Annotated in this window: 20 protein-coding genes; 10 read left to right on the plus strand and 10 right to left on the minus strand. The window is 69.8% G+C overall.

Translation table 11 applies throughout. The features are described 5' to 3' along the window. Positions 1-73 precede the first annotated feature (73 nt). Positions 74-505 carry a hypothetical protein gene (locus IF655_RS21405; RefSeq protein WP_199586619.1) on the minus strand — a complete coding sequence of 144 codons (432 nt, stop codon included), beginning with the start codon at positions 503-505 and terminating at the stop codon, positions 74-76. A gap of 117 nt (positions 506-622) precedes the next feature. Further along, a complete protein-coding gene (locus tag IF655_RS21410) occupies positions 623-2161 on the minus strand; it encodes a S8 family serine peptidase (RefSeq protein WP_199586620.1) in 1539 nt (512 codons plus the stop codon). A gap of 283 nt (positions 2162-2444) precedes the next feature. Here IF655_RS21410 and IF655_RS21415 point away from each other — a divergent pair, with 283 nt between their 5' ends. From IF655_RS21415 to moaA, 3 genes are all read left to right on the plus strand, one after another. Further along, entirely contained in the window at positions 2445-2801 is a 357-nt protein-coding gene (locus IF655_RS21415; protein WP_199586621.1) for a DUF485 domain-containing protein, read from the plus strand. Beyond that, complete coding sequence (locus IF655_RS21420) at positions 2798-4441, plus strand: cation acetate symporter (RefSeq protein WP_199586622.1); 1644 nt, start codon at positions 2798-2800, stop codon at positions 4439-4441. The genes IF655_RS21415 and IF655_RS21420 overlap by 4 nt, the downstream gene beginning before the upstream one ends. Before the next feature lie 221 nt (positions 4442-4662). Beyond that, positions 4663-5652, plus strand: coding sequence for a GTP 3',8-cyclase MoaA (gene moaA, locus IF655_RS21425; protein WP_307814995.1), 990 nt, complete (start codon positions 4663-4665; stop codon positions 5650-5652). Between the two features lie 3 nt (positions 5653-5655). Here the strand turns inward: moaA and IF655_RS21430 are convergent, their stop codons facing one another. Together IF655_RS21430 and IF655_RS21435 are read right to left on the minus strand one after the other, a co-directional pair. Next, positions 5656-5877, minus strand: coding sequence for a hypothetical protein (locus IF655_RS21430; protein ID WP_199586623.1), 222 nt, complete (start codon positions 5875-5877; stop codon positions 5656-5658). 249 nt (positions 5878-6126) lie between these two features. Then, the gene (locus IF655_RS21435) at positions 6127-6522 is read right to left on the minus strand and encodes a DUF3099 domain-containing protein (protein WP_199586624.1); all 396 of its coding nucleotides are present in this window, start codon (positions 6520-6522) and stop codon (positions 6127-6129) included. 281 nt (positions 6523-6803) lie between these two features. Here IF655_RS21435 and IF655_RS21440 point away from each other — a divergent pair, with 281 nt between their 5' ends. Further along, entirely contained in the window at positions 6804-7085 is a 282-nt protein-coding gene (locus IF655_RS21440) for a GlsB/YeaQ/YmgE family stress response membrane protein (RefSeq protein ID WP_199586660.1), read from the plus strand. A gap of 103 nt (positions 7086-7188) precedes the next feature. Here IF655_RS21440 and tyrS read toward each other — a convergent pair whose 3' ends face one another. From tyrS to IF655_RS21465, 5 genes are all read right to left on the minus strand, one after another. Further along, positions 7189-8457 (minus strand): tyrosine--tRNA ligase, encoded by a 1269-nt coding sequence (gene tyrS, locus IF655_RS21445; protein WP_199586625.1) that lies wholly within the window; start codon positions 8455-8457, stop codon positions 7189-7191. 56 nt (positions 8458-8513) lie between these two features. Beyond that, entirely contained in the window at positions 8514-9908 is a 1395-nt protein-coding gene (locus IF655_RS21450; RefSeq protein ID WP_199586626.1) for a metallopeptidase TldD-related protein, read from the minus strand. After that, positions 9905-11428 (minus strand): TldD/PmbA family protein, encoded by a 1524-nt coding sequence (locus tag IF655_RS21455; RefSeq protein WP_199586627.1) that lies wholly within the window; start codon positions 11426-11428, stop codon positions 9905-9907. Before IF655_RS21455 ends, IF655_RS21450 begins: the two co-directional genes overlap by 4 nt. 87 nt (positions 11429-11515) lie before the next feature. Next, positions 11516-11707, minus strand: a complete 192-nt coding sequence (locus IF655_RS21460; protein WP_199586628.1) for a DUF397 domain-containing protein — start codon at positions 11705-11707, stop codon at positions 11516-11518. Further along, entirely contained in the window at positions 11704-12549 is an 846-nt protein-coding gene (locus tag IF655_RS21465) for a helix-turn-helix transcriptional regulator (protein WP_199586629.1), read from the minus strand. Before IF655_RS21465 ends, IF655_RS21460 begins: the two co-directional genes overlap by 4 nt. A 151-nt stretch (positions 12550-12700) precedes the next feature. On the opposite strand from IF655_RS21465, the gene IF655_RS21470 reads away from it, so the two are divergent. The 6 genes from IF655_RS21470 to IF655_RS21495 all read left to right on the plus strand — a co-directional run bounded on the left by IF655_RS21470 (position 12701) and on the right by IF655_RS21495 (position 16321). After that, the gene (locus tag IF655_RS21470) at positions 12701-13132 is read left to right on the plus strand and encodes an ATP-binding protein (RefSeq protein WP_199586630.1); all 432 of its coding nucleotides are present in this window, start codon (positions 12701-12703) and stop codon (positions 13130-13132) included. Positions 13133-13328: 196 nt separating this feature from the next. Continuing rightward, a complete protein-coding gene (locus IF655_RS21475; protein ID WP_199586631.1) occupies positions 13329-13613 on the plus strand; it encodes a type II toxin-antitoxin system Phd/YefM family antitoxin in 285 nt (94 codons plus the stop codon). A 5-nt stretch (positions 13614-13618) separates the two neighbouring features. Then, positions 13619-14005: a type II toxin-antitoxin system VapC family toxin gene (locus IF655_RS21480; RefSeq protein WP_242488861.1), complete on the plus strand. Its 387-nt coding sequence runs from the start codon at positions 13619-13621 to the stop codon at positions 14003-14005. A 177-nt stretch (positions 14006-14182) separates the two neighbouring features. Beyond that, positions 14183-14887 (plus strand): 3-oxoacyl-[acyl-carrier-protein] reductase, encoded by a 705-nt coding sequence (gene fabG / locus IF655_RS21485; protein WP_161182883.1) that lies wholly within the window; start codon positions 14183-14185, stop codon positions 14885-14887. 5 nt (positions 14888-14892) lie between these two features. Further along, on the plus strand, positions 14893-15660 hold the full coding sequence (gene fabI, locus IF655_RS21490) for an enoyl-ACP reductase FabI (RefSeq protein ID WP_018545874.1): 768 nt from the start codon (positions 14893-14895) through the stop codon (positions 15658-15660). A gap of 313 nt (positions 15661-15973) precedes the next feature. Beyond that, the gene (locus IF655_RS21495) at positions 15974-16321 is read left to right on the plus strand and encodes a hypothetical protein (RefSeq protein WP_199586633.1); all 348 of its coding nucleotides are present in this window, start codon (positions 15974-15976) and stop codon (positions 16319-16321) included. Here the strand turns inward: IF655_RS21495 and IF655_RS21500 are convergent. After that, complete coding sequence (locus IF655_RS21500) at positions 16299-16991, minus strand: FadR/GntR family transcriptional regulator (protein WP_199586634.1); 693 nt, start codon at positions 16989-16991, stop codon at positions 16299-16301. The genes IF655_RS21495 and IF655_RS21500 overlap by 23 nt on opposite strands. Between the last annotated feature and the right edge of the window lie 32 nt (positions 16992-17023).

Genomic DNA, 17023 nt, shown 5'->3' on the forward strand with positions numbered 1-17023 from the left:
CGCTGCACTATGCATCAGCCGCCCGACCCCCACAAGGAGGCGCCCGTCCGTCGCGCCGACCGGGTCGGTCCCCTCAGCCCGCGCGTCCGGTCCGGCGGCGGAGGAGGACCAGCGCCCGCACCAGACAGGCTGCCAGGACGACCGCGCAGACGAGGGTGAGCGGATTGATCCAGCCGCTCACGAAGTCCTTGTGCGTGCCGTCGTCCCAGTGGCAGGTCACCCGTGGCGGCAGGACGCCGCTGTCGTAGCGGAGCAGATGGACCGGCGGGTGCAGTTCGAGCCGGTCGGGACAGGCGTGGGCCGGGATGGTCAGGACGACCTGGAGGCAGCCGAGCAGATAGCAGACGATCCCCGTGACGGCGGATGCCTTGCCGAGGCCGACGAGCCGGTGGACCTCGCGGGACCGGACGACGGTGCGGGCGTGGGTGTTCCGGCTGTCAGACGTGGCGAAGTCCTCCCGAAGTCCTGCCGTGAACAGCCCGGTTGGGCCGTCGGTGGAGATCAACCTAGACCAGCCGGGAGAGAGGCACGGCCTGGCGGGCGCACCGGCGTACTCGCCGTCGCCCACCAGGCCGCATCAGCTCGCTGTCGTCCCCGTGCGGACCCGCCGAAGCGGCAGCGTCTAGCGCGTCACAGCCTTCAGCGCGTCCGCGATGCCCCGCCCGTAGAACCCGTTCCGGTTCTTCGTGCCCTGGCAGACCGCGTCCACCTTGCCGTCGCCGTTGATGTCGTACGGGTCGTCGCAGGCGGTGGGCGTCGCCTCGGCGTAGAGCAGCGCCTTGACCTGGGCGGCGGTGGCGTGCGGGTGGGTCGACTTGATCAGCGCGGCCACGCCCACGACGTGCGGGGTCGCCATCGACGTACCGGCCATGTAGCCCCAGGTGCCGCCGGGCAGCGGGCCGAGGATGAGACCGCTGACGGCCGGGGGAGCGGGGGTCTGGTAGGCGGTCGAGTCGCCGCCGGGCGCGGCGATGTCGATGACGCCGAGTCCGTAGTTGGAGAAGGACGACTTCAGACCCTTGGCGCCGGTCGAGGCGACGGTGACCACGCCCGGGAGCTGGGTCGGGATGTCGAAGCACTTGCGCGGGTCGATCGTCCGGTCCGAGGCGGTGCCGTCGTTCGGGGAGACCGGGTCGGTGATCGAGTCGGCGGCGAGGTCGTAGCTCTCGTTGCCCGCCGCCGCGACGTTGACCGTGCCCTTGCGCTCGGCGTACCGCGAGGCGCGCTCGACGGCGGTGACCAGTGCCTTCTGGTCGGGGTCGTCGGCGCAGTTGAAGTACCAGGGGTCGGTGTAATAGCTGTTGTTGGTCACGTCCACGTGGTGCTCGGCCGCCCACACGAAGCCGCAGACCACGGACTCGGTGTAGAAGTAGCCGTCCGGGTTGGCGACCTTGATGCCCGCGACCTTCACGCCCGGCGCCACGCCCGTGATGCCGACGCCGTTCTTGGCGCCCGCGATCTCACCGGCGACATGCGTGCCGTGCGGGCTCTCCCCGGCGTTCGGGCGCCAGGCGCCGTCGGCGGTGTCCGGCTTGCCGGAGACGCAGTTGACGGAAGCGGAGCGGTCGAAGTTGGGCGCGATGTCCGGGTGGGTGTCGTCCACCCCGGTGTCGATGACGGCGACGGTGACCTTGCGGCTGCCGAGGGTCTTCTCGTGCGCCTTGTTGGCCCTGATGGCGGGCAGGTCCCACTGGAGCGGCTCCAGCGGGTCCTCGCCCTGGGCGGCGGACTTCTTCGCGTCGGCCAGTTGCGCCGCGCTGAGCGCCTTCGGCGTGCCGAGGTCGGTGGTCGACTGGGCGGGCAGCGGGGCGTTGCGGGTGGCACCGGCGGAGTCGACGCCGTGCACGCGGCGGATGACCTTGGCGAAGTCCGGGTTCGCGGAGTGGACGACGATCACGCCTATCCGGTCGTAACTCGTGACGACCGTGCCGCCGTTGCGTCCTATCGCGCGCCGCACCGACTCGATCGTGCGACGGTCCGCCGAGGTGTTGACGACGTACGACAGCTCGGGACCGTCGTACGCGCGGGCGGAGGCGTCCGACGCCGGGGCCGTCGGCGCGGCAGCCGAGGCCGTCGTCGGCAGGAAGCCGAGCGAGGCGGTCAGGGACAGCACGAGCGGCACGGCCGGCGCGAAACGGCGCCGGGAGCGCAGATGAGCCATGAAAACTCCACATCATCCGGATGACAGACCGCCCGGGGCGCAAGGGACCGCCGGGCAGGTACATGACGGGTGGGCAGAGCGAAACTATCCCTGTCGACGCGATGTCCGAAAGGGCGAAAGGGAGTTGAACCACTCCGGCCGGGGCGCCGTGGCCCCTGACAGGGGTGCGTGCGGATCACGCTCCCCCGGCGGGATCACGGTACGGAGCCGGGTATTGACTCCGGGTAACGTGATCACGTCCCATGAGGTCGGCAAGCGCACGCCCGGACGCGAGGAGACTTGAGTGGCCACCGAGACACCGCCCCCCGCGAAGCCCCAACCACACCTTCCCTCCACCGAGGAGTTCACCGAGGCACAGCAGAGCGCGGAGTTCGGTGAACTGCGCCGCGCACACCGCTCGTTCGCGTTCCCCCTGACGATCGCCTTCGTCGCCTGGTACCTGCTCTACGTGCTGCTCTCCTGCTACGCGGAGGACTTCATGGGCACCAAGGTCGCGGGCAACGTCAACGTGGCGCTGATCCTGGGGCTCGCCCAGTTCCTGACCACGTTCCTCATCGCCTGGTGGTACGCGCGCCACGCCGCCGCCAAGCTCGACCCCAGGGCCGAGGCCATCAAGTCCCGGATGGAGGGCGGCGCATGAGCCCCGCACAGCACACGATCCCGGCGCAGCACACCCTGCTCGCGGCAGGAGAGGCGAGCGAGCACCGGCCGCTGATCATCAGCCTGTTCGCGGTGTTCGTCCTCGCGACCCTCGTCATCACCGTGTGGGCGGGCCGCCAGACCAAGAGTGCCGCCGACTTCTACGCGGGCGGTCGCCAGTTCACCGGCTTCCAGAACGGACTCGCCGTCTCCGGCGACTACATGTCCGCCGCGTCCTTCCTCGGCATCGCGGGCGCCATCGCCCTCTTCGGCTACGACGGCTTCCTGTACTCCGTCGGCTTCCTGGTCGCCTGGCTGGTCGCGCTGCTCCTGGTCGCCGAACCGCTGCGCAACTCCGGGCGCTACACGATGGGCGACGTGCTCGCCTACCGGATGCGCCAGCGCCCGGTGCGTACGGCGGCGGGCGTCTCCACCATCGTCGTCTCGATCTTCTACCTGCTCGCGCAGATGGCGGGCGCGGGCGTCCTGGTCTCGCTGCTGCTCGGCATCACCAGCGACGGCGGCAAGATCGGCATCGTCGCCCTGGTCGGCGTCCTGATGATCGTCTACGTCACCATCGGCGGCATGAAGGGCACCACCTGGGTCCAGATGGTCAAGGCGGTCCTGCTGATCGTCGGCGCCCTGCTGCTGACCTTCCTGGTGCTGCTGAAGTTCCACTTCAACATCTCCGACCTGCTCGGCAAGGCGGCCGACACCAGCGGAAAGGGCTCCGCCTTCCTGGAGCCCGGGCTGAAGTACGGCGCCACCGGCACCACCAAGCTGGACTTCATCTCGCTCGGCATCGCCCTGGTCCTCGGCACCGCCGGACTGCCGCACATCCTGATCCGCTTCTACACGGTCCCCACCGCCAAGGCAGCCCGCAAGTCCGTCATCTGGGCCATCGGTCTGATCGGCGCCTTCTACCTGATGACCCTCGCCCTGGGCTTCGGCGCCGCCGCCCTCATCAAGCCCGACGAGATCATCGGCTCCAACAAGGCGGGCAACACGGCCGCGCCCCTGCTCGCGCTGCATCTCGGCGGGGTCGACTCCAACTGGGGCGCCGTGCTCCTCGCGACCATCTCCGCCGTCGCCTTCGCCACCATCCTCGCGGTGGTCGCCGGTCTGACGCTGGCTTCTTCATCGTCCTTCGCGCACGACATCTACGCCAACGTCATCAAGAAGGGTCAGGCGACCGAGAAGCAGGAGGTCGGCGCGGCGCGCTGGGCCACCGTCGGCATCGGCGCCGTCTCCATCGTGCTCGGCGCGCTCTCCCGCGACCTGAACGTGGCCGGACTGGTCGCGCTCGCCTTCGCGGTCGCCGCCTCGGCAAACCTGCCGACGCTCCTCTACAGCCTGTTCTGGAAGCGGTTCACCACCACCGGCGCCCTGTGGTCGATCTACGGCGGACTGGTCACCGCCGTCGGTCTGGTGCTGTTCTCGCCGGTCGTCTCCGGCAAGCCCACCTCGATGTTCCCCGACGTGGACTTCCACTGGTTCCCGCTGGAGAACCCCGGCATCATCTCGATCCCGGTCGGCTTCCTGCTGGGCGTGGTCGGCACCCTGCTGTCCAAGGAGGTCCCGGACGCGGGCAAGTACGCCGAGCTGGAGGTACGGTCCCTGACCGGCACCGGGGCGCACTGAGCACCACGTCACTGAGCACCACGTCACTGAGCACCACGTCACGGCATCACGGCCGCGCCGCGCGGGCACCTCGCCCGTACGGCGCGGCCGGACCGTTTCTCCACAGCCCCGTCCGTTCGCGGCTGTCGATGTCATCACACTCGCGTAGGCTCGCAGGTGACGGAAAAAGAGCGGTCCGGGAAACGATCGGTCCAGACCGGGAAGCGAGGGAGGGGGCCCACGTGCTCATCGACACCTACGGCCGAGTGGCCACCGACCTGCGGGTCTCGCTGACCGACCGGTGCAATCTGCGCTGCACCTACTGCATGCCCGAAGAGGGTCTCCAGTGGCTCGCCAAGCCCGACCTGCTCACGGACGACGAGATCGTCCGGCTGATCGACATCGCGGTCCGCCTGCTCGGCATCGAGGAGGTCCGCTTCACCGGCGGCGAGCCCCTGCTGCGCCCCGGTCTGGTCGGCATCGTCGAGCGCGTCGCGAACCTGGAACCGCGCCCCCAGATGTCCATCACCACCAACGGCATCGGTCTCAAGCGCACCGCCGCCGCCCTCAAGCAGGCAGGGCTCGACCGGGTCAACGTCTCCCTGGACACCCTGCGCCCCGACGTCTTCAAGACCCTCACCCGGCGCGACCGCCACAAGGACGTGCTGGACGGGCTGAAGGCGGCGAGCGACGCCGGACTCACCCCGGTCAAGGTCAACTCGGTCCTGATGCCGGGTCTCAACGCGGACGAGGCACCCGACCTGCTCGCCTGGGCCCTGGAGCACGCGTACGAGCTGCGGTTCATCGAGCAGATGCCGCTCGACGCCCAGCACGGCTGGAAGCGCGAGGGCATGGTCACCGCGGCCGACATCCTCGCCTCGCTGCGCACCCGCTTCGACCTCACCGCCGAGAACGCGGGCGAGCGCGGCTCCGCCCCCGCCGAGCGCTGGCTGGTGGACGGCGGTCCGCAGCGGGTCGGCGTCATCGCCTCGGTCACCCGCCCGTTCTGCGCCGCCTGCGACCGCACCCGGCTCACCGCCGACGGACAGATACGCACCTGCCTGTTCGCCACCGAGGAGACCGACCTGCGCGCCGCCCTGCGCTCGGACGCCGAGGACAAGGAGATCGCGGACATCTGGCGCACCGCGATGTGGGGCAAGAAGGCGGGCGCGGGTCTGGACGACCCGTCGTTCATACAGCCCGACCGCCCGATGTCGGCGATCGGCGGCTGAGGCTCAGCCTTCCGCCGGACCCCGCTCCTCCCACTCCGTCAGCAGCACGACGTCCTTCAGGAAGCCCCGCACGCCGAGGAACTGCGACAGATGCTCGCGGTGTTCCTCGCACGCCAGCCAGGTCTTCCGCCGCTCCGGCGTGTGGATCTTCGGGTTGTTCCACGCCAGCACCCACACGGCGTCGACGCGGCAGCCCTTGGCGGAGCAGATCGGTGTGTCACTCACGGTTTCGTCTCACAAGAACGGCTGCGGAAGGGCAGCGGAGGGGCTGCGAAAAGGCTCTGAACGTGGCGACGCCGAGCAGCCACGGGGGGAGCTGCCCGGCGTCGGTCCGTCGCTCCGACGGGGGATGCGGAGCGCGTACGAAGTATGTCACGCATCACCCGCGACCCGGCACCGGAACAGCGCGATTGAACTGAGCTTTTCCTGAGCTTGGCGGGAAGTCGTCTTCCGCTTTTCGGGCGTCTTCCCAGCTCAGGAGCGGTCCGGTCGTTCGCGGTGCGCCTCCGCCGCAGGACCCGCCGAGGGTCCCGCGGGGCCGGATTCCGACCGTGCCTCCCGCTCGTCCGCGGCGGGGGCGATCATCGGCTTGGACGGTGTCACGGCAAACGTCGAGGGCAGCGACGGCGGTCGCTCCCGGCCCGCGTTCGCGATCACCACGGCGACGTACGGCAGCAGGGCGCCGAGCACCAGCGCCACGATGGCGACGTACCGCTCCACGTTCCACAGGGAGGCGGCGAGGATCACCGAGACGGTCCGGATCGACATGGAGATGACGTACCGCCGCTGCCGGCCCCGCACGTCCTCGGCGAGTCCGGTCCGGGCGCCGGTGATCCGGAACACCTGTGCGTCGCCGCGCTGCTTGAGCATCTCAGTCCACCATCCGACCGCAAGGGACTCGTCCCCGTCCCGTACGAGCGCCCGGTCCGTCGGGGAACCGGTCCGGGACACCCCCCACGGTACGCCGCCCCGCCCCCCGGCTCGATACCGGGGCGCCCGCCGCCTGCGGCGACCCGGGGGATGCCCCGGCGCATACGGCGGAACCCGGTGTGCGCGCCCCGCGCCCCGCGCACAGACTGGGGCGAGGACACGGGACAGGACCTGGGAGAGGACCCGGCCGGACCGTGTCGGACCATGACGAGGAGGCGGCCATGGGCTGGCTGTGGGCGATCATCGTGGGATTCGTATTGGGCGTCATCGCCAAGGCGATCATCCCCGGCAAGCAGCACAGCCCGCTGTGGCTGACCGTCATCTGCGGCACGATCGGCGGGCTGGTCGGCAACGCGGTCGCCCGCGCGGTGGGGGTCGGGGAGACCCGGGGCATCGACTGGACCCGGCATCTCTTCCAGCTCGTCGCCGCGATCATCATCGTGTTCATCGTCGACCGGCTCTACGTGGAGACGCTGGGCAAGAGAAAACAGCGGCAGGTCTGAGAACACCAGGTCTGAGAACGCCACGCCGAGACCCGGCGGACATGCCGAGGGGGTGACTTCCCCAGCGGAAGTCACCCCCTCGGACCGTGCTCAGGCACCTGGATCAGGCGCCGGTGACCTCGACGGCGGCCAGGTTCTTCTTCCCCCGGCGCAGCACCAGCCAGCGCCCGTGCAGCAGATCCCCGGCGGCGGGAACGGCGTCCTCGGCGGCGACCTTGACGTTGTTCACGTAGGCACCGCCCTCCTTCACCGTGCGGCGCGCGGCGGACTTGCTCGCCACCAGACCGACCTCGGCGAACAGGTCGGTCACCAGACCCAGCTCGGCGACCTGGACGTGCGGGACCTCGGAGAGCGCGGCGGCGAGGGTGCGCTCGTCCAGCTCCGCCAGCTCGCCCTGCCCGAACAGCGCCTTGGACGCGGCGACCACGGCGGCCGTCTGGTCCGCGCCGTGCACCAGCGTCGTCAGCTCCTCGGCCAGCGCGCGCTGCGCGGCACGCGCCTGCGGACGCTCCTCGGTCTGCCGCTCCAGCTCCTCGATCTCCTCGCGGGACCTGAAGCTGAAGATGCGCAGGAACTTGGAGACATCACGGTCGTCCGCGTTCAGCCAGAACTGGTAGAAGGCGTACGGCGTGGTCATCTCCGCGTCCAGCCACACCGTGCCCGACTCGGTCTTGCCGAACTTGGTGCCGTCCGCCTTGGTGATCAGCGGGGTGCCCAGCGCGTGCACCACGGCGTCCGGCTCGACGCGGTGGATCAGGTCGGTGCCCGAGGTGAGGTTGCCCCACTGGTCGCTGCCGCCGGTCTGGAGCGTGCAGCCGTAGCGCCGGTACAGCTCCAGGAAGTCCATGCCCTGGAGGATCTGGTAGCTGAACTCGGTGTAGCTGATGCCCGCGTCCGAGTTCAGGCGGCGGGAGACGGCTTCCTTGGCGATCATCTTGTTCACCCGGAAGTGCTTGCCGATGTCGCGCAGGAACTCGATGGCCGACATGCCCTGGGTCCAGTCCAGGTTGTTGACCATGATCGCCGCGTTCGGACCCTCGAAGTCCAGCAGCGGCTGGATCTGGCCACGCAGCCGCTCCACCCACTGGGCGACGATCTCCGGCGCGTTCAGCGTGCGCTCGGCGGTGGGCTTGGGGTCACCGATCAGACCGGTGGCGCCCCCGACCAGACCCAGCGGGCGGTGCCCGGCGTCCTGGATGCGGCGCATGGTCAGGATCTGCACCAGGTTGCCGAGGTGCAGGCTGGGCGCGGTCGGGTCGAAGCCGCAATAGAACGTGACGGGACCGTCCGCGAACGCCTTGCGCAGCGCGTCTTCGTCGGTGGAGAGGGCGATCAGCCCGCGCCACTTCAGTTCGTCGACGATGTCCGTCACGGTTCTCGTGTCTCCTTGAAGATCAGTCGGCAGTCGGGTGACAGCCGACTACGAGGTTATACGCCCTGGCTGACAGAGCTCATATTGAAATCGGGGATGCGCAAGCCGGGCATCGCTGCCCGGGTGAACCAGTCGCTCCACTCGCGCGGCAGCGTGCGCTCGGTGCGCCCCGCCTCGGATGCCCGCCCGAGCAGCCCGACCGGGGACTCGTTGAACCGGAAGTTGTTCACCTGCCCGGTGACCTCGCCGTTCTCCACCAGGTACACGCCGTCCCTGGTCAGCCCGGTGAGCAGCAGGGTCGCGGGGTCCACCTCGCGGATGTACCAGAGGCAGGTCAGCAGCAGCCCGCGCTCGGTGTTCGCGACCATCTCGTCCAGGGAGCGGTCCTCGCCGCCGTCCAGGATGAGGTTCCCGAGCGCCGGGGCGACGGGCAGTCCGGTCAGACCCGCGCCGTGCCGGGTGGTGGTGAGGTTGCGCAGGACGCCCTGCCCGACCCAGTCGGTGGGGTGGACGGGCAGCCCGTTGTCGAAGACGGACTGGTCGCCGCCGGAGGAGTGCGCCACCACGAACGGCGCGCACTCGAGTCCCGGCTCGTTCGGGTCGCTGCGCAGGGTGAGCGGCAGCTCGCTGAGCCGGTCGCCGACCCGGGTGCCGCCGCCCGGCTTGGAGAACACCGTGCGCCCCTCCGCCGCGTCCCGGCCCGAGGAGGACCAGAGCTGGTAGATCAGCAGGTCCGCCACGGCGGACGGCGGCAGCAGCGTCTCGTACCGCCCGGCGGGCAGCTCCACGCGCCGCTCCGCCCAGCCCAGGCGTACGGCCAGTTCGGCGTCCAGCGCCGCCGGGTCGACGTCCTTGAAGTCCCGCGTGGAGCGCCCCGCCCACGCCGAGCGGGTGCGGTCGGGCGACTTGGCGTTCAGCTCCAGGGTGCCGGTCGGCTGGTCGTGCCGCAGGCGCAGTCCGGTGGAGGTGCCGAGGTAGGTCGAGACCATCTCGTGGTTGGCGAAGCCGTACAGCTCACGCCCGCCCGCCCGCGCGCGGGCGAAGGACTCGCCGAGCGCGGGCGCGAAGTCTGCGAAGACGGCGGAGGAGGTCTCCAGGGGCGCGTCCGTGAAGTCGGGGGACTGCGGCACCCCGGTGACCAGCGGCTGCGCGTCCTCGGCGGGTCCTGCGGCGCGCGCGGCTGCCTCGGCTGCCCGGACCAGCGGCTCCAGGTCCTCGTCCGTGACGGCGGACCGGGAGACGACCCCGGCGGCGGTGCCCTGCTGCCCGTTCACGGTCGCGATCACCGTGAGGGTACGACCCCGGGTCACCCCGTTGGTCGTGAGCGCGTTGCCCGCCCAGCGGAGGTTGGCGGTGGAGTACTCGTCCGCGAGGACGACGCAGCCGTCCGCCCGGGACAGCGCGAGGGCACGCTCGACGACCTCGTGCGGCTTGCTGGTGCGCGGGCTCATCGACCGGCCTCCTGCGTGGTGTTGAGGATGTTGACGCCCTTGAACAGGGCGGAGGGGCAGCCGTGCGAGACGGCGGCGACCTGGCCCGGCTGGGCCTTGCCGCAGTTGAAGGCACCGCCGAGCACATAGGTCTGCGGACCGCCCACGGCGGCCATCGAACCCCAGAAGTCGGTGGTGGTCGCCTGGTAGGCGACGTCCCGCAACTGCCCGGTGATCCGCCCGTTCTCGATCCGGAAGAACCGCTGCCCGGTGAACTGGAAGTTGTACCGCTGCATGTCGATGGACCAGGACCGGTCCCCGACGACATAGATCCCCCGGTCCACGCCCCCGATCAGGTCCTCGGTGGACAGCCCGGCGGGGTCCGGGCGGAGCGACACGTTGGCCATGCGCTGCACCGGCACATGCGCGGGCGAGTCCGCGAAGGCGCACCCGTTGGACCGGTCGAACCCGGTCAACTTCGCGATACGGCGGTCCAGTTGGTACCCGACCAGCGTGCCGTCCTTCACCAGGTCCCAGGACTGCGCCGCCACGCCCTCGTCGTCGTACCCGACGGTCGCGAGACCGTGCTCGGCGGTGCGGTCACCGGTGACGTTCATCAGGTCGGAGCCGTACTTCAGCTTGCCGAGCTGGTCGAAGGTGGCGAAGGAAGTACCGGCGTACGCCGCCTCGTAGCCGAGGGCGCGGTCCAACTCCGTGGCGTGACCGATGGATTCGTGGATGGTGAGCCACAGGTTCGACGGGTCCACGACCAGGTCGTACAGCCCCGGGTCCACGCTCGGCGCGCGCATCTTCTCGGCCAACAGCTCCGGGATCTGCTCCAGTTCGGAGTCCCAGTCCCAGCCGGTGCCCTTCAGATACTCCCAGCCACGCCCCACCGGCGGAGCGAGGGTCCGCATCGAGTCGAACTCGCCACTGGAGTCGTCCACGGAGACTGCGGTCAACTCCGGGTGCAGCCGCACGCGTTGCTGCGTGGTGACGGTGCCCGCGGTGTCCGCGTAGAACTTGTTCTCGTGCACGGTGAGCAGCGAGGCGTCCACATGGCTCACACCCTGCGCGACCAGCAGCCGGTTGCTCCACTCCGCGAGCAGCGCCGCCTTCTCCTCGTCGGGCACGGAGAAGGGGTCGATCTCGTACGACGACACCCAGGTCTTGTCCGCGTGCACGGGCTCGTCGGCGAGTTCAACCCGCTCATCGGACCCCGCCGCCTTGATGACCTGCGCGGACAGCTTCGCCATCGCGACTGCCTGCGAGGCGACCTTGGCGGCGGCGTCCATGGTCAGGTCCACCCCGGAGGCGAACCCCCAACTCCCGCCGTGCACGACCCGTACGGCGTACCCGAGGTCGGTCGTGTCCGACGACCCGGCAGGCTTGGCGTCCCTCAACCGCCACGACGCGCTACGGACTCGCTCCAGCCGGAAGTCCGCGTGCTCGGCACCGAGGGCACGGGCACGGGCGAGGGCGGCGTCGGCGAGGGCGCGGAGTGGTAGCGCGAGGAAGGAGGGGTCGATGTCTTGGGGCACGGGGGTTCCCTTCAGCAGTTGGCCACGCAAGAGGCGGGCACAGGAGCAAATCCTGTACCCGCCCGATGATTTCTGTACGGCGCCGACTCACTCACCAGACGGCTGTGTTGCGAGGCATGTGAACGCGGCCCAGGCATTGGCAGTGACAGTGAGGGGGCGGATGCGCTTGTCCTTGGAGTCGCGGATGTGGACGGAATTGGGGCGCATGGCGACCTCGACACAGTTGCCGCCACTGGTGCCGCTGTAGCTGCTCTTGAACCAGGTCAGTTCCGTGCTCATAGCGCTCCTTGCATCTTTCTCAGCAGATCCGCGGTGGCCGCGTGGCTCAGGGCCTGTGAGCGCATCTTCCCATAGCGCTGAAGCATGGAACTCAGCAATTTTGGCTGGGTGAGCAGGGTGCTGCTGTCGTGCCCTTCGATGTAGCCGACCCACTGGTGGGTGTCGCGTTCAGCGAGGTACATCTGACCGTCGATACCGGCGTGTTCCTCCTGGCGGAGGGGCATGACGAGGATCTGGACGTTCCGGCGGCTCCCCTGCTCCAGGAGGTTGCTGATGACCTCGCGCGTCACCTGCGCACCCCCGAGCCCGCGCTCCAGCACGGCCTGCTCGATGAGGAAGGAGAACTCGGTGTTGGGGCGCTCGTCCAAGATGCGCTGCCGCTCTTGCCGAGCGGTCACCTGCTGCTCGAATTGCTCCTCTGACAGGGGCGGGATCTGCTGGTCGAACACCGCGCGGATGTAGCTCTCCGGCTGTAACAGTCCCGGAACCGCTCGGCACTCGTACGCGTACAAGGAGATCGCCTCCTCCTCGATCCCCGCCCACTGCTGGAACCAGGACGCCAGCCCCGGTCGCCTGGTCAGGCTCCGTACCGCTGCTGCGAGCACTTTGGCTCCGACCGTCCCCAGAGGTTCGGCGGCTCGCGAGGGTAGATCCGACGGCGGGAACCGCTTGCCCTGCTCAATCTTGGCGATGTACGCGGACGAATACCCCAATCGCCTCGCGAGCTCCTCCTGTGTCAGGTTGGCTTGCTCCCGCAGCGATTTCAGCACTGCGCCGAAGATCTTGAGGCTCTCGGAGGATTCGGGTTCGCTGGTGGTGCTCCCGCCCTGGTCTGCCGTCATCGCCGCCGCCTCCCGTGTCCTGCTCAAGCCGCCCAATCCCCCCATCGTCACGGTCCGTCACTCACCCAGTCCAGAGTGTGCACTGGTACAGCCGCCTCTGTATGGGTTTCGTTCCTGTTGCCAGCCGGGCGGAATCAGAACCCTGGACACCATGTCCGTACCACAGGCCCAAGAGGCCGTCACCGTAAGTGTGTTCGCCCAGCGCTTCTCCGCGACCCGCCGAGGCGCGCGCCTCGCGCGACGGCTGGCCGTGCACCAGCTAGACACCTGGCACGTGCCGTACGGCAGCGAGGGGTCGGAGACCGTCGCCCTGGTCGTCGCGGAGCTCGCCGCCAACGCGGTGCTGCACGGCCGCGTACCCGGCAGAGACTTCGAACTGTGCCTCCGCTACGACCCGGCGGGCACCGTCCGTGTGGAGGTGTCCGACACCCACCCCGCCCACCCCATGCTGAGCCCGGCGCAGACGGACGGCGGTCGCGGTCTCCTCCTCGTCGCCGCCCTTTCCACCCGCTGGGGCGTCCACGCGCGCAAGGGACCGGGCAAGACGGTGTGGGCGGAGTGCGCGGTCGCGGCGCGGCGGTGAGCCGTGGGCGAACGCCCGCCCGGCGGCGGGGGAGCCCGCGCAGGCTGGAGGCATGGACGTGATCGAGGTGCTGCCGAATCTGCTGCGCGCGCTCTTCCTCGTGAGGCGGAGTGCGCCGGTACCTACAAAGTGACCTAGGTTTGTAGGTATGATCGGCGATATGTAGGCACAACCGGTCGAAGTGAGGGAGTCTGGGATGAGCACCATCTCCGTCCGCGAGTTCTCGTACAACCCCAGCGCGGTCTTCGCTCGTGTCGAGAAGGGAGAGGCGATTCAGGTCACCCGGCACGGCAACGTGATCGCCATACTGTCTCCGGCCGGTGGCCCCATGGAGCGGTACGCGCACCTGGTGGCCCAAGGGAAGATCAAGCTGAAGCCGGTCACCGCTGCCGACCGGCACGACATGCCGCATTACGAGGTGCCCGAAGACATCGATCCTCTGGCGCTGCTCCTGGCCGAGCGTGAGGAGGACGACCGTTGATCTACATGGACGCGTCCGCGCTGGTCACCTGGATGACCCGCCGCAACCACTGGGGGGATCTGGACGCTTTCCTGCAGCAGCAGGTCACCGAGATACTCGCCACCAGCACGCTCGGCTTCGTGGAGACCGTACGGACAGTGGATCTCATGGGGCACTTTCCGAAGGCGATGGAGGATCTGGAGGCCCGGATCACCGAGATCCTCCTCACCCGGGAGGTGCGTGACGGAGCGGCTCTACTGGTCGGGCGGTTGCGGACGTTGGACGCGATCCATGTGGCCAGTGCGCTGTCGCTGCGCGACGACCTGACAGCCGTGGTGACGTATGACCGCAGGATGCTCGAAACGGCCCGCGCCGAGGGGCTGCCCGCCTACGCCCCCGGCATGGCGGACTGACGACACTCCAGCCTGTAGGAACCCGACAGCACTCGCCGTGAGCCACTGTCGGTGCCCGCTTGCCCTCGGACGCGGCGCGACCGATAGGTTTTCGGTGAAGCCGCCTGTCCGACGGACGTCGATTCGTCCGGGCGGATTGTCGGAACGCTGCAGACCGCTAATCGAAAGGGTGATCCGTTGAGCCGCTCGGTTCTCGTCACCGGAGGCAACCGGGGCATCGGCCTCGCCATCGCCCGCGCTTTCGCCGACGCCGGCGACAAGGTCGCGATCACGTACCGCTCGGGCGAGCCCCCGGCGGGCTTCCTCGCCGTCAAGTGCGACATCACCGACGCCGAGCAGGTCGAGCAGGCGTACAAGGAGATCGAGGAGCAGCACGGCCCGGTCGAGGTGCTCGTCGCCAACGCGGGCGTCACCAAGGACCAGCTCCTGATGCGCATGTCCGAGGAGGACTTCACCTCGGTCGTCGACACCAACCTCACCGGCACCTTCCGTGTGGTGAAGCGCGCCAACCGCGGGATGCTGCGCGCCAAGAAGGGCCGCGTCGTCCTGATCTCCTCGGTGGTCGGTCTGCTGGGCTCGGCGGGGCAGGCGAACTACGCCGCCTCCAAGGCCGCCATGGTCGGCTTCGCGCGCTCCCTCGCCCGTGAGCTGGGCTCGCGCAACATCACCTTCAACGTCGTCGCCCCCGGCTTCGTCGACACCGACATGACCAAGGCGCTCACCGACGAGCAGCGCAAGGGCATCGTGTCGCAGGTGCCGCTCGGCCGCTACGCGCAGCCCGAGGAGGTCGCCGCCGCCGTGCGCTTCCTCGCCTCGGACGACGCCTCGTACATCACTGGAGCCGTCATCCCCGTTGACGGCGGACTGGGAATGGGTCACTGATCACCATGAGCGGAATTCTCGAGGGCAAGCGCATCCTGATCACGGGTGTGCTGACGGAGTCCTCCATCGCCTTCCACGCGGCCAAGCTCGCGCAGGAGCAGGGCGCCGAGATCATCCTGACCGCCTTCCCGCGGCCCACGCTGACCGAGCGCATCGCCAAGAAGCTGCCGAAGCCCGCCAAGGTCATCGAGCTGGACGTCACCAACGAGGAGCACCTCGCGCGCCTGGCCGACATCGTCGGCGAGGAGCTGGGCGGTCTGGACGGCGTCGTCCACTCCATCGGCTTCGCCCCGCAGGACGCGCTCGGCGGCAACTTCCTGAACACGCCGTTCGAGTCGGTCGCCACCGCCATGCACGTCTCCGCCTTCTCCCTGAAGTCGCTGACCATGGCGTGCCTGCCGCTGATGCAGAACGGCGGCTCGGTCGTCGGTCTCACCTTCGACGCGCAGTACGCCTGGCCGCAGTACGACTGGATGGGTCCCGCCAAGGCCGCCCTGGAGGCCACCAGCCGCTACATGGCGCGCGACCTGGGCAAGCAGAACATCCGCTGCAACCTCATCTCCGCCGGTCCGCTCGGCTCCATGGCCGCGAAGTCCATCCCGGGCTTCTCCGACCTCGCCGCCGTGTGGGACACCCGCTCCCCGCTGGAGTGGGACCTCAAGGACCCCGAGCCCGCCGGGCGCGGCATCGTCGCCCTGCTGAGCGACTGGTTCCCGAAGACCACCGGCGAGATCATCCACGTCGACGGCGGTCTGCACGCGATCGGCGCCTGAGCCGCAGCCGCGTCCGCGCCTTGGCTGTGCCGCGAGGCCCGCGTCCCGTAAGGGGTGCGGGCCTCGTCCCGTAGGGGGTGCGGGCCTCGTCCCGTAGGGGGAGCGGCTTGCGTGCCGTAGGGGAGTGGCCGCGCCGCCGTAGGGGAGTCGCCGGGGCGCCGTAGGAGGCGTCACCCGTACGAGGGACGTCCGCCCGCCCGAGCCGCGTCACTCGTTCGGCTCACCTGCCGGGCCGTACCCGCCCCCGCGCCGCACGCTCGAAGCAGGCGTTGTCCCGCCCGCCCCTCCGCAGCCCGGCCGAGGAGGTTCTTTTGTGCGCCTGTCCCGCAGCCTGGCCCCGGTGACGGTGGCCCTGGCCCTCGTCCTGTCCCTGCCGTCCGCCGCGCTCGCACCCGCCCGCGCGGACGACTCCGCGCCCGCCCCCAGCCTCTTCGGCGCCGCCTGCCGCACCTCCGTCGAGGGCTCGCACGTCGTCGCCTACTGCCACAACCCCTACGTGGACACCGACCGGGTCCGTCTGCACATCGAGTGCGCGCGCTGGTGGGACATCGACACCGACAGTGCGCCCGTGGACACCGACGCCGCCATGACGGTCAAGCTGACCGGGCGCTGCTGGAAGGAGATCCGCTCGGTGTGGATCAGCCACCAGAAGGTGCGCTGAACCGCCCCGCGCGGCACAGGAACGGATAGCTGGCGGCTTCCGCGGCTGCCAGTTCCGCGTCGCCCACGCGGATCGCGTCCACCAGACGGGCGTGGTCCATGTGCGTCTCGGGGGTCAGCCCGTCGCTCACGTCGGCGCGCAGCCAGTCGCGCAGCACCTCGCCGAGATCGGCGTACATCGCCGTCATCACGTCGTTGTGCGAGGCGGCCACCACCGCCAGATGGAAGGTCGCGTCGGCCGCCACGAACGCCTCCGCCTCCCCGGTCTCCCACGCCTCCTCGCGCCTGCCCAGGAGCGCGTCGAGCTGCTTGAGGTCCTTCTCGGTGCGCCGCGCCGCCGCCAGCCGCGCCGCCGCCGACTCCAGCGTGGACCGCAGCTCCGCGATGTGCCGGGGATCGGCGTCCGCGAACCTGCGGTGCATGACGCCCGCCAGCTCGCTGGTCGCCACGACGTACGTCCCGGAGCCCTGGCGGATGTCCAGCAGACCGTTGTGCGCGAGCGCGCGGACCGCCTCGCGGACGGTGTTGCGGGCGACGCCGAGCTGCTCGACCAGTTCGGGCTCGGTCGGAATGCGCGAGCCGACCGGCCACTCGCCGGAGGCGATCTGATTCCGCAGCTCGGCGATGACCTGCTCGGACAGCGCCGAACGTCGGGGGTGACTCAGGGGCATGGCACACCTTCGCACGCGAACGCGGGGTGCGA

It is taken from the genome of Streptomyces sp. DSM 110735 (genome assembly GCF_016482685.1).
Classification (GTDB): Bacteria; Actinomycetota; Actinomycetes; order Streptomycetales; family Streptomycetaceae; genus Streptomyces.

Excerpts from the sequence above, each read along its gene's own strand:
- IF655_RS21480 (WP_242488861.1), top strand. The coding sequence starts at position 13,619 with ATGGACGCGTCCGCGCTGGTCACCTGGATGACCCGCCGCAACCACTGG.
- IF655_RS21450 (WP_199586626.1), bottom strand. The coding sequence starts at position 9,908 with ATGAGCCCGCGCACCAGCAAGCCGCACGAGGTCGTCGAGCGTGCCCTC.
- IF655_RS21435 (WP_199586624.1), bottom strand. The coding sequence starts at position 6,522 with ATGCTCAAGCAGCGCGGCGACGCACAGGTGTTCCGGATCACCGGCGCC.
- fabI (WP_018545874.1), top strand. The coding sequence starts at position 14,893 with ATGAGCGGAATTCTCGAGGGCAAGCGCATCCTGATCACGGGTGTGCTG.
- IF655_RS21500 (WP_199586634.1), bottom strand. The coding sequence starts at position 16,991 with ATGCCCCTGAGTCACCCCCGACGTTCGGCGCTGTCCGAGCAGGTCATC.
- IF655_RS21475 (WP_199586631.1), top strand. The coding sequence starts at position 13,329 with ATGAGCACCATCTCCGTCCGCGAGTTCTCGTACAACCCCAGCGCGGTC.
- IF655_RS21420 (WP_199586622.1), top strand. The coding sequence starts at position 2,798 with ATGAGCCCCGCACAGCACACGATCCCGGCGCAGCACACCCTGCTCGCG.
- IF655_RS21410 (WP_199586620.1), bottom strand. The coding sequence starts at position 2,161 with ATGGCTCATCTGCGCTCCCGGCGCCGTTTCGCGCCGGCCGTGCCGCTC.
- IF655_RS21460 (WP_199586628.1), bottom strand. The coding sequence starts at position 11,707 with ATGAGCACGGAACTGACCTGGTTCAAGAGCAGCTACAGCGGCACCAGT.
- IF655_RS21470 (WP_199586630.1), top strand. The coding sequence starts at position 12,701 with ATGTCCGTACCACAGGCCCAAGAGGCCGTCACCGTAAGTGTGTTCGCC.
- IF655_RS21440 (WP_199586660.1), top strand. The coding sequence starts at position 6,804 with ATGGGCTGGCTGTGGGCGATCATCGTGGGATTCGTATTGGGCGTCATC.
- IF655_RS21465 (WP_199586629.1), bottom strand. The coding sequence starts at position 12,549 with ATGACGGCAGACCAGGGCGGGAGCACCACCAGCGAACCCGAATCCTCC.